Source organism: Arthrobacter sp. zg-Y1219 (assembly GCF_030125545.1).
Taxonomy (GTDB): domain Bacteria; phylum Actinomycetota; class Actinomycetes; order Actinomycetales; family Micrococcaceae; genus Arthrobacter_B.
In genome coordinates this window covers 85,113-97,457 of record NZ_JASKLY010000009.1, presented here as the reverse complement: position 1 = coordinate 97,457, position 12,345 = coordinate 85,113, and the positions used below count along the sequence as shown (strand labels likewise).

The 12,345-nt window shown below is 61.8% G+C and carries 13 protein-coding genes; 2 read left to right on the top strand and 11 right to left on the bottom strand.

Annotated elements, in window-relative coordinates; genetic code table 11:
- Nucleotides 1-115 precede the first annotated feature (115 nt).
- From QNO00_RS05180 to QNO00_RS05145, 8 genes are all read right to left on the bottom strand, one after another.
- Entirely contained in the window at nucleotides 116-700 is a 585-nt protein-coding gene (locus QNO00_RS05180; RefSeq protein ID WP_284023851.1) for a recombinase family protein, read from the bottom strand.
- Nucleotides 701-726: 26 nt separating this feature from the next.
- Nucleotides 727-2,058 carry a coiled-coil domain-containing protein gene (locus QNO00_RS05175; RefSeq protein WP_284023850.1) on the bottom strand — a complete coding sequence of 444 codons (1,332 nt, stop codon included), beginning with the start codon at nucleotides 2,056-2,058 and terminating at the stop codon, nucleotides 727-729.
- A gap of 355 nt (nucleotides 2,059-2,413) precedes the next feature.
- Nucleotides 2,414-2,929, bottom strand: coding sequence for a KH domain-containing protein (locus tag QNO00_RS05170; RefSeq protein ID WP_284023849.1), 516 nt, complete (start codon nucleotides 2,927-2,929; stop codon nucleotides 2,414-2,416).
- Nucleotides 2,913-4,118: a relaxase/mobilization nuclease domain-containing protein gene (locus QNO00_RS05165; RefSeq protein WP_284023848.1), complete on the bottom strand. Its 1,206-nt coding sequence runs from the start codon at nucleotides 4,116-4,118 to the stop codon at nucleotides 2,913-2,915. The genes QNO00_RS05170 and QNO00_RS05165 overlap by 17 nt, the downstream gene beginning before the upstream one ends.
- A complete protein-coding gene (locus QNO00_RS05160; protein ID WP_284023847.1) occupies nucleotides 4,115-4,786 on the bottom strand; it encodes a plasmid mobilization protein in 672 nt (223 codons plus the stop codon). Before QNO00_RS05160 ends, QNO00_RS05165 begins: the two co-directional genes overlap by 4 nt.
- 329 nt (nucleotides 4,787-5,115) lie before the next feature.
- Nucleotides 5,116-6,663, bottom strand: coding sequence for a recombinase family protein (locus QNO00_RS05155; protein ID WP_284023846.1), 1,548 nt, complete (start codon nucleotides 6,661-6,663; stop codon nucleotides 5,116-5,118).
- Nucleotides 6,660-7,007, bottom strand: a complete 348-nt coding sequence (locus QNO00_RS05150; RefSeq protein ID WP_284023845.1) for a helix-turn-helix domain-containing protein — start codon at nucleotides 7,005-7,007, stop codon at nucleotides 6,660-6,662. The genes QNO00_RS05155 and QNO00_RS05150 overlap by 4 nt, the downstream gene beginning before the upstream one ends.
- Nucleotides 6,961-7,179, bottom strand: a complete 219-nt coding sequence (locus tag QNO00_RS05145; RefSeq protein WP_284023844.1) for a type II toxin-antitoxin system Phd/YefM family antitoxin — start codon at nucleotides 7,177-7,179, stop codon at nucleotides 6,961-6,963. Before QNO00_RS05145 ends, QNO00_RS05150 begins: the two co-directional genes overlap by 47 nt.
- A gap of 118 nt (nucleotides 7,180-7,297) precedes the next feature.
- On the opposite strand from QNO00_RS05145, the gene QNO00_RS05140 reads away from it, so the two are divergent.
- Nucleotides 7,298-7,732: a hypothetical protein gene (locus QNO00_RS05140; RefSeq protein ID WP_284023843.1), complete on the top strand. Its 435-nt coding sequence runs from the start codon at nucleotides 7,298-7,300 to the stop codon at nucleotides 7,730-7,732.
- 640 nt (nucleotides 7,733-8,372) lie between these two features.
- Here QNO00_RS05140 and QNO00_RS05135 read toward each other — a convergent pair.
- Genes QNO00_RS05135 through QNO00_RS05125 form a run of 3 tightly spaced genes read right to left on the bottom strand, consistent with a single transcriptional unit; the run spans nucleotide 8,373 to nucleotide 11,405 of the window.
- Nucleotides 8,373-9,173, bottom strand: a complete 801-nt coding sequence (locus QNO00_RS05135; RefSeq protein WP_284023842.1) for a hypothetical protein — start codon at nucleotides 9,171-9,173, stop codon at nucleotides 8,373-8,375.
- Between the two features lie 4 nt (nucleotides 9,174-9,177).
- On the bottom strand, nucleotides 9,178-10,965 hold the full coding sequence (locus QNO00_RS05130) for a hypothetical protein (protein ID WP_284023841.1): 1,788 nt from the start codon (nucleotides 10,963-10,965) through the stop codon (nucleotides 9,178-9,180).
- Nucleotides 10,965-11,405: a DUF6507 family protein gene (locus QNO00_RS05125; protein WP_284023840.1), complete on the bottom strand. Its 441-nt coding sequence runs from the start codon at nucleotides 11,403-11,405 to the stop codon at nucleotides 10,965-10,967. The genes QNO00_RS05130 and QNO00_RS05125 overlap by 1 nt, the downstream gene beginning before the upstream one ends.
- Nucleotides 11,406-12,040: 635 nt before the next feature.
- On the opposite strand from QNO00_RS05125, the gene QNO00_RS05120 reads away from it, so the two are divergent.
- Complete coding sequence (locus QNO00_RS05120) at nucleotides 12,041-12,274, top strand: hypothetical protein (RefSeq protein WP_284023839.1); 234 nt, start codon at nucleotides 12,041-12,043, stop codon at nucleotides 12,272-12,274.
- Nucleotides 12,275-12,345: the final 71 nt, after the last annotated feature.

The following is a 12,345-nucleotide window of genomic DNA, read 5'->3' as shown; positions in this document are numbered from 1 at the left end:
TCAGATTGGGCGTCCCGCAAACATCTCCTAATTGAGACGAGACCCGTTCACCGCCAAAGCGCCGGCGAACGGGTCTCGGAATCTTGTCTCAGAAGGCTCAGCCTCATGGCGGGGTTTATGAGACTCCGGCCGCCGAACGGTGCCGGTAGTAGGTCGCCTTCGACCAGCCGACGGTCCGGGCGGCGTCAACTACTCCGAGTCCCTCGAGATCGATGAGGTGCTTCACCGTCCGGAGGTTGAGAGCGACCTTCTCGGCGTCCGGAGTGGGACGGCCGAACTTCACACCTCGGGCCTTGGCGGCATCGACTCCGGCCTGAACACGTTCCTGGATGAGCTCGCGCTCGTACTCGGCGAAGGTGGCCATGAGGTTGAGCATCAGGCGACCTTCCCGTGTCGACGGGCCGATGCCGTCAGAGAGAGAGCGCACCTCAACTCCCCGGTGAACGAGACCATTCACCGTCGTGATGACGTCGATCATTGAACGCCCGATGCGATCGATGCGCCACACGACGAGCTCGTCGCCTCCACAGAGCCGCGCGTCCAGATTTGCCCATCCAGACCGGGTTCTGGCCTCCTTCGAACCGGAGACCTGGTCAGCGAAGATCAGTTTCGCACTGACGCCGTCAGCGATGAGTGCCCGGCGTTGGAGGTCGTCGTCCTGCTTGTCCTTCGTCGATGTGCGGGTGTAGCCGTACTTCATGATGGGTTCCTTTCAGGAATCATTAGTTAGGACGCTGCCAGGAGCTGGAGGTGCCATGCGTTTTGGATATCGGAACGCGGCGTCGGAAGGGTGATGAGATCGGGATAACCGGAGTACGCCATTCGCAGATGTAGGGCCCTGTCGAATGCGGGCTGGATACCATCTGCTGCGTGAAGCTCGGAGCCGGCGAGCCGCAGGCCCACCGACGAGATCTCGCGGCGGTGGGCATCAACGTCATCCCGAACTTCCTGCAGGATTTTGTCGATACCGGCGTCGTCAGGCTCCAGGTCCATTACCGCTTGGGCGTAGGTCAGTGCGGCGCCCAAACACGTGAGCTCCCCGTCCTCACGGACGTGCTCGGAAGAAGTCAGACCGAGTTCTGCCGCCCGGCTGGTCGCATGGGCGCTGCGGGTCGACCGGGGGCCCTTGACCTCGTCCCAGATCGCGATCATGTCGATCAAATCGCCACGAATGCGTTCTGATTCCTCGGCGGCAATCCGCTCCTTGTACTCAGGCGTGGCCTGCTCCGCCTTGAGCGCGGCTTCGCGAGCTGCCTGTTCCTCAACCAACTGACGGTCCTGCGCTTCGCGCTCTTTCTGCTCGGCAACCTCCCGCTCGGCTGCGGTTTGGCGCTCCCGCTCGGCCTGTCTTGCAGCGAAACGTGCCCGCTCGGCCTGCTGCGCCTCTGCGGCCTGCCGGCGCTCCTCGGAGGCCGTGTGCGCGGTTGCTGCGGCATCCTGACGCTTCCACTCGGCAGCCTGGCGCTCCAGCGCCGCCCAGTGGCTCGTGCTCTTGGCCAAGTAGATCCTCTTGTTCTGGTTGTGAACATCCCGGGCAGTCAGTTCGCCAGCGAGCACGCGCTGAGAGAAGCGGTCGACCACGGTAAGACGTGCCTCGCGCTCAGGATCAACCTTCTCGCGGGCATTGAGAGCGTCGACCTCTGAACGCCAGTCCCAGCCCGGTGTCGCGATCATCTCGTCATCGCCGTACCGAGCCTTGCCAAGTGCCTGCTGGTCAGGGTGCTCATGGGTGTTGTACCGGGCGCCCCGTGCCATCGCGAACTTGCCGCGGTCGGTGCCGGGTTCACCCGGGTGGGTGATGAAGGGCTTCACGATCACTGGCACCGGAAACTTTCGCTGGATCGCCGCAGCAGTGCGTTGAGTTTTCGAGTAGAAAAAGAGGTGACCGTGGACATGCCTGCCGGGATCACGGTCATGGATCGCGCCGTGCGCCCGGTCGCGCGGATGGGCCGCGACGAACTTCACGATCATCTCGCGGGTCAAGGCATTGGACACGATGGACCAGCCGCGAGGACGGGGAGGCTCTAACGCGGTACGGTGGGAAATGTTCTTGGACATGTGCTGATGTCCTCTCTGAAACCCCCGGTTGCCGCCGGGGGTTTCACGTTGTCTGGATGGAGTTGGTGGCGGCGCCGCTGGGACGTAGTCACCCTTGTTGGGTATCTACTCAGTTTTTTGCGGAAAAAGTGAGTACGGGTCTGAAGGCAAGAAGTGCAGAAAATTAGGGAAGCAGGTTGTTGAGGCGTACTCACCTTTTCGGCGACCAAATCAAGTTGAGTACGAGCGCGTACGCGCATATCCGCATGATTCCGCTGGCTTCCCGGGTTCCGAAGGTGAAACGTACTCAACTTTGGGGCGTCACTTTCGGAGCTGGCTGCCGTAGAAGATTGCGCGACGGTTTTCGCGGCACATGTCAACCTTTCTTCTCCCGCCATTGGGGCCACCGGGGCATTCCGGAGCCCTTCCAAGTTGCAACCAAGGAAGTCGTCCATCTGGCTCCCACGAAGAGCCCATAAGCGACGACGGACACACCACAGGCGACCGCCAGCCAGCGCCCGATGCCGAGCCACACGCTGCCGTCAACGTCGGTGGCCCAATGCACGCCGGTAAAGAGCCCAGCGATGACGATCCAGAGCCCAGCGACGACCGTCGCGGTCGGCAGGAGCGTAAGGAACATGGCGGCAGCTGCCGACCAGAGCTGGCGATGGGCCAGCTTGGCGGTAGCTGCCATGATCTGGTCAGCACGTTTGTTGGCACCGCCGAGATTGGCAGTGACGGCTCGGGAAGCTTCGCCGGCGATCCGCTGGACTGCCTTTTCGATCTGCTGACCGGCATGCTCCTCGATCTGCTGAAGAGCTGCACCGCCGCGGCTGACGAGGGTCCTATTCTCTTCTGCCTGAACCTGGAGCCTTTCAGTCGCCGAAACCACGGCCTGACGATTCCTCTGTGCTTCGAGAATCAAGCTCTGCGAGGCGGCGCTGAGCTTCTTTCCGTCGAGATTGCGTGAGAACTCGGCGAGAGTCTTCTCGATCTCGCTCAACCTGTTCCCGATGCTCGCGATCTGCGGCGACATGCTGACGGAGGGCGGTGAGGTCGATGGCCGGGCCTTCTGCAGTTCGTCCTTGACCGTCTCCTCGATGACGATCTGCAGATACATCTTCAGACCGTTGATGGCCTTCGTCTGCACGTTCACCGCGGCGATGACCTCGGCGTTTGACGGCTCCGACGGAATCGACGGTGTCGAGTTTTGCTGCTCCTGACGGAGCCGGTCTGCGAGTCCCATAAGTGGTGCCTTTCTGCTTGTTCTGCTGGTGAATATCGAAGATGCTGGTGGCCCCCTCTGCGGTAAACTCCGGCGTAAGTGCCGAGGCCTTTTTACGTCCGAGCTTCCCGTTGTCGGAGCGCCGCATTTTGTAGGTCCACCCGTCGCGATGGGTGACGGCCAGCCTGATGCCCTGCTCTTCGAGCACCTGCTCATATGCCTGCTGATCGACTGAGCGGGGGTCCGAAAGTGCCACATACACCTTGTCGCCGAGGGTCTGTTCGAACCCTCCGGGGCTGAAGGCCTCACGGCGGAGCTCCCAGTCGGGTTTGGGCTGCTCGGGGTCGGGGAGCACCCACAGGCCTTCATCTCGCATGAGGTCGTCGTTCAGCTGACGGAGTCCGTGCTTCCAGCTGGTGTAACGCTGGAGGGACTTCCCTGTGAGATTGTCGTGGTTGGCCACGAGGATGTGCGCATGCGCGTGACCACCTGCTGAATCGGCGTGCACCACGATGAGGTAGTCAGCGGCATGCATCCGCTCAGCGAGAGTAACCGCGATGTCTCGGATACGGTTGAGGTCGTTCAGGTCGGTGACATCGAACTCGTCGGGAGCGAATGCGAGGACGTAGGACTGGAGCATGACCTTGCGGCCATGAACGCCAGCCATCATCTCGGTTCGTTCGATGAACGCCCCCGGCGAGGCTCCAAGGTCGCCGGCGACGGAGATTGCAAACGACGCGGCACGGGTGTGACCGGACTCGATGAGTTGGGTACGGTGTTTTCTCGAATTGCCGTAGAGGACATAGTTCACCGCACCGGCGGCATCACGGGACGACCGGACGTTGATCGTGCTCATGACGAGGTCCGATCTCCGAGAGACTCACGCACATCATCGACGGCGCCGCTCACCTGACGGAGTAGCCCGTCGTCGAGCACCGAGACCTCTCCAGAGTGGACAGCCCGGAGTGCCTGGTTGAGATTCTGACCGACCTTGCGAAGGTGTTCCACAGCTGCGGCAAGTTCCGGCGGAGTCGATGTAAGCGCCGCCAAATGCATCCGCGAGATCTCGTCCCTTCGGGCGTCCAGTGCGTCAAGAACGACCCCGCGCACCCACGCACTCGGCTTGGCGCCGAGCACGTGGGAACGGAGGCGGATCGCTTCGCGCTCCGTCTCCGTGAGCCGTACGTCCAAAGAGACCCGGCGACGCTCACGGGTAGTCTCATTGGACGTACGGCTGTGCCTACGCGGGAGGGGGTACGGATGCAGGCCAGCAGGGTACTTGTCGGACATTTCGCTGGCGCTCATGTCCTCCAAATACCGCTGGCCCTCGTCCTCGCTCGCTTCGCTCCCTGCGGGCGAGGGGGAGTGGCGTCCCCCTTCGTGATCATTCAAAACGGCAGAGGACGGCTCCGGAAACTCACTCTCGAGGAGTGTGCGCTGCTCCTCGATCAAGAGCACGGCGTCGAGCTGTACGCCGGACAATCGGCCGGCTTCCCGTGCATCTTTGAGATCGTCGGCGGCCATCAGGCACCACCACCAAGGATGGCGGCCAGACGTGCACGCTGGTCCTGGCTGAGCGGAGGGGCAGCTGCCACGATACGGTCGATGGCAGCGTCGACCTCGGGCGAGAAAGTCCTGCTAGGGGCGCGGGAGCCTACAGCTACATCTGCGGCGGTTACCTTCGGGACAGTTGTTATTCGATCCAAAACGGGGTTGGGCATGACTCTCCTGCAGTAAGTTCTGCAGGAAGAGAGCCTCGTGCACCATCTCAGGTGATCAAAACGAGGAGAGCAACCAGTCGGGAATTTTCCCTAACCCTTGAGCTTGTATTTGGGCTATCCTTTGTCCGACATTTACCCTAGGTCACTCAATGCTTTGTTGGCAATAGGAATCCGCCACGTGATTGAAAGGGAATCAGAATCGAAGATCCTCACACCTCTTGGGTGGGAGAAGAGATGAACTTCGCAGAGCATTTCGATTGTGCTTCTGCGTAGTCCCAAGTCACCGGCGTCGAATGTTCCAACCGGATCAGAAGAGCCGAGGACGGCATGCGCTGAGGTGGTGACTGTCAGCCTCAGGCGTTCGACCTCTAGGATGTCGATGGCGGCGTTTTCACGGTCCCTGATGCGTTTGAGATCAAAGCCTTCAATGATCTCCTGGTCATAGTCTCGCTGGGCCCTGTGGATCCGTGCGCGGTGATCGTCGATATCCGCCTTGAGCTCGCGCATGCGCGGCGCATCGGCAGATGGCAGGAGGTCGCGGAGATCCGGCAGCCGAAGCCGCCGTCGGACGGCCTCCACGACGAAGTCGTCGATTTGCTCTCGTGAGCGCATGATGTGACCTGCGCACCTATACCTTTGGCTGTGTGTCTTCACCGCCTTATCGCACATGCCGCACCGGTACAGGCCCGAGCCGAGGTGCTTCCGGTCGGTGCCTGCCCGGTTCGTAATGCGTGCCGGGTCATCGAGGCGGTCTTGCACGGTTTCCCACACGTCGAGATTCACAATCCGGTCCCAGATACCAAGGATCGGTTCACCGTGGTCGTCACGCAGGATCTGGGCCCGCCATGATCGGCGTCGGTCGCCGTTGGTAAGCACCTCCTTCGGTGTGTAAGTGCTGTAACCGGCATAACGGGGGTTGCGCAGAATACCTAGAACGGTCGACGGCGCCCAGGCGCTGTCGTCTGGAACAGGGCGTGGTTCGAGACCAGATTCAGTGCGCCGTGCATTGCGTTCCAGCATTAGGGTCCGGTTGTGCCGGGGCAGGGCCGGGATGGCAGAAAGATCGTTCCCCTCGCCCGACAACGCTGCTGCGATGGACCGCAGGGACGCCCCCGAGGAGAACGCAGCGTAGATCTTCCTGACAGCTTTGGCCTCGTGTTCGATGACATCGCCGTTGCCGGCATAGCCGAGCGGGCGCACTCCCTTTGGGGGTCTTCCTTGCTGAGCGCGCTGCCGTTGCGCCCGTGACTGCCGTTCAGCCTTGACCTCAATCTCATTGCGGGCGATCGCCGAAAACATGTCGGCCGACAGGCGGCCGGCCGCTGTCGTGCAGTCAATGTCGGACCCCTTGGCGAATGTCAGCAGGACGTGGTTGCGCTGGGCGGTTTCGATGATCCGCACGCCGTCTGCCCGGTTGCGTTCAAGGCGGGGCCACTCCTGGGCCACGACCACGTCGATGAGACGTGACTCAATGTCTTTGAGGAGTCGTTCAAAGGCCGGCCGCTTCTTGTGCCCCTTGCCGGAGATGTCGTTGTCCTCGTATACGCCGGCGGGTGTCCATCGGCGGGCGGCAACGAGGGCTTCGGCATCCTCCCTGTGCCTGTCCACACCGAGACGTGTGTTTTCCCGGTCCTGGGAGATGCGCAAGTAGATTGCTGCACGGCGCTGTTCGGAACTCATGGAACCACGGTACTGGACGGCCCATGGCGCCGGCCGTGTTGGCTCGTGCTGACGGCGGTGCGCTGCAGTTCCAGCCATTCATTGAGTGGGTCTAGAATCTTAATCACTTCGTCGGCCGTCTTGTACGCCTGTTCGATATATTCCGACAGATCGTTTGCAGCTATGCGCCATTGACCTCCGGGGGAGATGAGCAGCGCTCGTAGATCCCCTCTGGCAATCAATTCACCAACTGTCGCCGTGTCCACGTTCAACTGCACAGCGACCTGCGCCGGCGTTAAGAGTGGCTGCACCTTCGGGTCATCCCTTCCGGACGGATTCCAGAGCCGACATAAGCCGCCGCGCATTCCTGGGTGAGCGCAGCAGGTAGCTGGTTTCCACCAGCGCCTCGTACTCGTCCTTCGACATCAGGACGGCGGATCCGCGCTTTGACACAATCTCAATCTCGGTGCGGTCGAGGTTGACCCGTTCGATGAGACGAACAAGGTTGCGACTGGCTTCACTGCTCGTTACGGCCATGGCTGCCTCCTGGTTGCACCAGACATGCTACTTCACAGCCTTCCGGCGCCGCAGCTCCGTCTGTGCAGCGTGGACATTCCGGTCGCGGTCACACGAAAATTAGGCAAGGAGGAAGCCGATGACCGTTCCACGGAAGTACGATCCGGCCCAGAAGGATCAGGTATTCAACACGCTGCGCCGTGAGATCCTCGCCGCCCGCCTGAAAATCACCCTGGACGAGAAGCTGGGCGAGCAGACCTCGGAGACGGTGAAGAAACTGGCCAGTATGACGCTGCCCCCGCGGATCAGGGGCAATCACGACGACGGTGAATTGCCCGGCAGCAGGACATACGACCGTTCACGGAAGGATCAGATATTTGGGACACTGCGCCTCGAGATCCTTGCTGCACGCCTGAAAATCACCCTGGATGAGAAGCTGGGCGAGCAAACCTCGGAGACAGTGAAGAAGCTGGCCAACATGACCCTGCCGCCGCTTGTTCAGCAGCATTACTCTGCGCCGGTATCATCAGCAGGAACTCCGTCCCTTCTTCCTGATTCTGGGTGTGATCATTGAATGTGTTCGGTGATTCCACAACGTCGAAGGGCAGTAATTGAATTCAAAGGGAACAGGCAGACGCACCAGGCCATGGTCTGACTTGGCCGGGGAAAACGGCAAAGTGACCGAGCTCTGTCGGAGGTTGAGATCCAACCGCTACAGCATTGTCAGGATTGGGAGCCGACTCTTTACTGTGGCAGCACCTCGCTCCGTACAGCATCGGCAACGGTCCTACTACGCCTATGTGCGACCGTTACCGCGCCATCGATGGAACCAGACCTTCCGCGTGGAGGATGGAACGTATCTCATGTTTCAGCTCAGGGGGAAGAAGGGGCAATTTAGTCAGATTGAAGTAGTCCAAGCACGTGCTCATCGTGGGTGGGCAACAGATATGGTCAAGGCACTGCTCAAAGCCCACCCCGATGCAGTTTGGCAGAACGGGTCACTCAACGAAAACAGCGGCCCTCTGTTCGAAAAGCTAAGCTCGCAATTCCCTACCCGCATCGCAAAAGTTGCTAGCCAACCCGATGGGAGCTTTCTGATAGGGCCGCCCCTATGGCTGGAAAGCCGGGGCTAGAAAGCCGGCGATAGGAGACCCGTCTTCAGGTGAGGCGAAGCCGACGATGCGAGCCTGCTTGTGCGGCCGCTGGCCAAAGCCTCATCTGGAGGGAGCGTCTGATACGTCCGGGGCTCCGGGGATGTGCGGAATCTCCTGGGGCCTCATCGGGTTGGTGATCTTCCACGACACCCCGGCCGCCAGGATTTCCTCATGCAGCTTCCGGACACCGTCGATGCTCCAGCCCCGGATGCTCAGCAGGGTGCCGTCGCCGAAGGGCTCCGCATCTGCTGAGGCAAAGTCCGGCGGCGTTCCGAACTCGGGACGGGCCAGCCACGTCAGGTAGCTGGCGGAGGTGCGTGCGTAGTCCGGGATCTGCCGGGAGGTCAGGAAGGTGCTGAGCGTTGCCCTGTCCGGTTGCCAGGCGCTCACCAGCCTACGGAACATATCCGCAGCTTCCTCTCTGGAACCCAGAGGGTAGTCGGGCATGAAACGGATGGTCACGGTATTGGAAGTGTTCGTGATCAGCATTCCGGCACTGACAGAGTAGCGCGCGATTCCGGTCCCGTTCGGCCCGCCCGCCATCAGGCTGGCATGGAACGGCACCAGTCCATCTGGTTCGCCGTTCTCGTCCCGTTCCGCATTCTGCATCGCCAGTTGCTCAACGTCATGAAGAGAGTGGGGCAGGCGAACGAGCTCGTTGCTGTAGTACTCACCCACACCCGCCCAGGTGATGTCCTGGTAACGGGGATCGTCGGGCGGTACGGCAGCCGTGAGCGCTGTCGCCGTGGACCACGCCCGCGCGGCAACCTGCTGGGGAGTTTCCCTGCGGCCGGCCCACAGCATCATCAGGTAGACGTATTGATCGTCCGGGGAGAACAGCTCTTTGACAGTCTGCTTCATCCGTTCAGCCTTTCCGGTTTGGTGGGGCGGGGTAGTTCGGAATCTCCTCGAACCTGAGGATCAGGTTCTCACGAAGGGGAGAGTCCGCAGGCAGGTACTCGTCGAAGGCGTCCATGACTGGTTTCTCCGTGAAAACCATCTCATGGACATACCCTTCGCTGGCCGAATGGTCCAAGGCCGCCTTCTGCCGCAGAAGTTCATCGTCAATCCATCCGTCAAATTCTTCTGTGAGCTTGGAGGGCCACATCCAGCTGTAGTATCCCTTGACCTCGGTGAAGTGCTCTCTGTACACCGGTGGATCCGACCGATAGTCCCAACGCCATTGGTGCCCGTCAAAGGACACCTCCTTGCCATTGGGCTGCTCCATCACATACTCACGGGCGTGACCGTCATCGACCCGGTCCACTCCGGTCACGTATTGCTGCTCCGGCGCTCCGTGCTGGGTTCGTGGTTCGTCCCTGTAGAACCCGTTTCCCCCTCCGGTGTCCCCGGGTTGAGGTTGGTCGGAGGGATTGGTGGCGAAGGGGCCGTAGGAGGACAGGAACGGTATCCGCGGTTTCCCGTCCTTGAACCAGATGCCGTTATCGGGAACATCTGGAGTCCCCTGATTACCGGGGACGAACCCGCCGGGCAGCGCCGGAACGAGACCCTGGTTTTCAGGCAGCAGCCGGCGGCCCAGATTCTCCAGGCTGGTCCGGGCCTTGTCCTTCCACTCCGGCACCCGGGTGCCCGGCGGGTGCGCGGTTCCCGGAGGGACGGCTGCCCCTGAACGGGTCAGGGCATGTCCATCTGCGCCGGGGCGGGAGGGGACATTACTGTCTGCGCCGTGGGCGCCTCGGGTGCCGGCCTTGATGCCGGCTTTGACCAGCCCGCCGCCAACGAAAAGGGCTGCGACGTCGAAGAGGTTCCCGCCGAGAGCATGGCCCGGGTGTTCGCCTTCCCACTGCTCCAACCGGATCAGGTCCTGCCCGAGCAGTTCCATTTCCTTCTTAGCCGCAGCAGTGCGCTCGTCGCCGGTGATCCTGGATCCCAGACCAAGGACGACAGCGTTCTCACCGACCCGGTACATGCCTTTCCACGCGTCCCCTGCTTTGGGCCAGCCCTGCGCACCGACCAGCACGCCGACGTCCTCAACGGTTTCCCCAAGTGCCATGGGAACACCGGCGATGGTGTCCCAGGTGTCCTGGTACCAGGGCAGGTCGCGGTGCATTTTTCCGCCGCCGGCTGCGAAGTGGTCGTACTCGTCGTAGCCGTACGGGATGAGCCCGTCGCGCATGATGTTGTCGTGCTCCGTGTAGGAACGCTCGCTGCCGGTGATGTTCGCGATGCGGTTTGCCGCGTCCCGCTGTGCTTCGTCCAGCTCCGAGAGAAGCCGGGAGACATCGCGGGCGATGCTGTTGCGGGCGTTCACGGCTTGCTCGTCGTTGTTCCATTCGTCGATCTCGGACTCCGGGAATTCTGCGTCGAAGTCCGCCGCACGGGCCTGCAGCTCCTGGACCCGGCTCTTGAACCACTCCACGGATTCGGCGTACGCCTTCATCAGCGTGTCCAGTTGGATGGTGTAGTTGGCCAGCTCCGCGACGACGGTTCCGGAGCGGTCCAGTGCACTGAAGGCGATGTCGTTGCCCGGCACCGAGTAGACGCCGGGGGCCGCCAGCAGCAGCCAGGTATGCCTGACGGAATCCATCAGTTCGTCTGCGCGCGCACCGATGGCCATGATCTCCGCGGCATGAGCCCGGACCGTGTCCGCGTCGGGAAGGCGCTGCTCAAGCTCGGCGAGTCCGAAATCCATCAGAAGGCCTGCGCCGGACCATGGCCGGCATGGCGGGGACGGTCAGCGGCGCCGGGAGCGTCATCGACGCCGTCCTGCGCTGCCAGGGCAGCGGATCGGCGTGCGGTGTCACTCATCTGCTCATCGGCCTGGATGAGGGCCAGCACGGCCTCGGAGACGGCACCGGAAGCCACCGTGATCCGGCCCTCGGCTGACCTGATTCTTTTGGCGAGCAGGAACGTGTAGAAGGTACTCAGCTCCCGGGAGATGGGAGGTGCCTTGCACTCCTCGGAAAGACTGGCGGCCGCGGCGCCTGCGGCCGCCAGGAGTTCCTCGAACTCTGACGCTGCAGTCTGTACCTCGACGAGGATGGCGTGCACTGCCTCGGGCATGACGTCGAAGCTGCCGTCCGCTCCTTCGGATGAGGAATCAGGCTGCTGCGCGGTGAGCTCGAACTTCATGGCTGTCCCGTCTGTGCCGGAATGGCTGCTGGTTCGGCTCATGCAACAGGCGGCCGCAACCATCGGCAACAGTAACGACGGGGCTGTGGAAAACCCTCGGAGGTCAGCGGCGGCTAAGAGTCCGAAAAGGGACGCGCACGTGTGTTGTGGGCCTCTACCGTCCGCCTTAGCAGAGACAATGTTGAGGGACTCCAGTTGAAGCTCATGGCCGGCATGCTGCCGGCAACGGCGGAGTCAGGGACGTCCCATCTGTCTTCAACGACAAGTGGTATCGGGTTCGCCAGCGCGGCCTCAATATCGCGGTGGAGCGCATCAACGAAGTCCGGCATGAGGATGAAGACACCGTTGACCCAGCCCTCCTCGGGGGCGCTCCGGGATGCCCAGGCACTGCGTTTCTGTAGCGGCTGCTCAGAGGTGGGTTCTGGCTGCATCGGTTCTCCTTATCCGCACACGGCTGACCTGCGCTTCATGGAAATGCAGCAGACGATCATTGGCAACCGTGTCCAACCTGGCTGTGGATGTAGGCAGCCTGTCAGAACGGACGCCTCACGATGCTCCCTGACCAACACGATGACATAGACGGGCCGGCAGTGAGGGGCGATGATGGGCTCCAGTGACCAGCGAGGGGAATGCAGATGGTTAAGGAGAGAGCCTATGATCCGACGGATAAAGCCCAGGTCTTCCGGGCGCTGCGCCAAGAGATCCTGGCCGCAAGGCTGAAAGTCACCCTCGACGAAGAGCTGGGCCGGGAGACTTCCCCGGAGGTACTTAGCTTATCCAAGATGAAGGTGCCTCCGATTGCTCGGCCACAGCATCTTGCCTGTGACACCCAGGCTGGTGGAACGGAGACGGGCACGAAGGACGACTAGGATCCTCAGGTGCGCCACCGAATTCAGCGTCTTGGACCACTCGTTTGGACTTGCAGCCGTGGAATTGCAAG

Bases quoted from the DNA above. Each gene is read 5' to 3' on its own strand.
- QNO00_RS05180 (WP_284023851.1), bottom strand. From the start codon at position 700: ATGAAGTACGGCTACACCCGCACATCGACGAAGGACAAGCAGGACGAC.
- QNO00_RS05175 (WP_284023850.1), bottom strand. From the start codon at position 2,058: ATGTCCAAGAACATTTCCCACCGTACCGCGTTAGAGCCTCCCCGTCCT.
- QNO00_RS05165 (WP_284023848.1), bottom strand. From the start codon at position 4,118: ATGAGCACGATCAACGTCCGGTCGTCCCGTGATGCCGCCGGTGCGGTG.
- QNO00_RS05160 (WP_284023847.1), bottom strand. From the start codon at position 4,786: ATGGCCGCCGACGATCTCAAAGATGCACGGGAAGCCGGCCGATTGTCC.
- QNO00_RS05155 (WP_284023846.1), bottom strand. From the start codon at position 6,663: ATGAGTTCCGAACAGCGCCGTGCAGCAATCTACTTGCGCATCTCCCAG.
- QNO00_RS05150 (WP_284023845.1), bottom strand. From the start codon at position 7,007: ATGCGCGGCGGCTTATGTCGGCTCTGGAATCCGTCCGGAAGGGATGAC.
- QNO00_RS05145 (WP_284023844.1), bottom strand. From the start codon at position 7,179: ATGGCCGTAACGAGCAGTGAAGCCAGTCGCAACCTTGTTCGTCTCATC.
- QNO00_RS05140 (WP_284023843.1), top strand. From the start codon at position 7,298: ATGACCGTTCCACGGAAGTACGATCCGGCCCAGAAGGATCAGGTATTC.
- QNO00_RS05135 (WP_284023842.1), bottom strand. From the start codon at position 9,173: ATGAAGCAGACTGTCAAAGAGCTGTTCTCCCCGGACGATCAATACGTC.
- QNO00_RS05130 (WP_284023841.1), bottom strand. From the start codon at position 10,965: ATGGATTTCGGACTCGCCGAGCTTGAGCAGCGCCTTCCCGACGCGGAC.
- QNO00_RS05125 (WP_284023840.1), bottom strand. From the start codon at position 11,405: ATGAAGTTCGAGCTCACCGCGCAGCAGCCTGATTCCTCATCCGAAGGA.
- QNO00_RS05120 (WP_284023839.1), top strand. From the start codon at position 12,041: ATGGTTAAGGAGAGAGCCTATGATCCGACGGATAAAGCCCAGGTCTTC.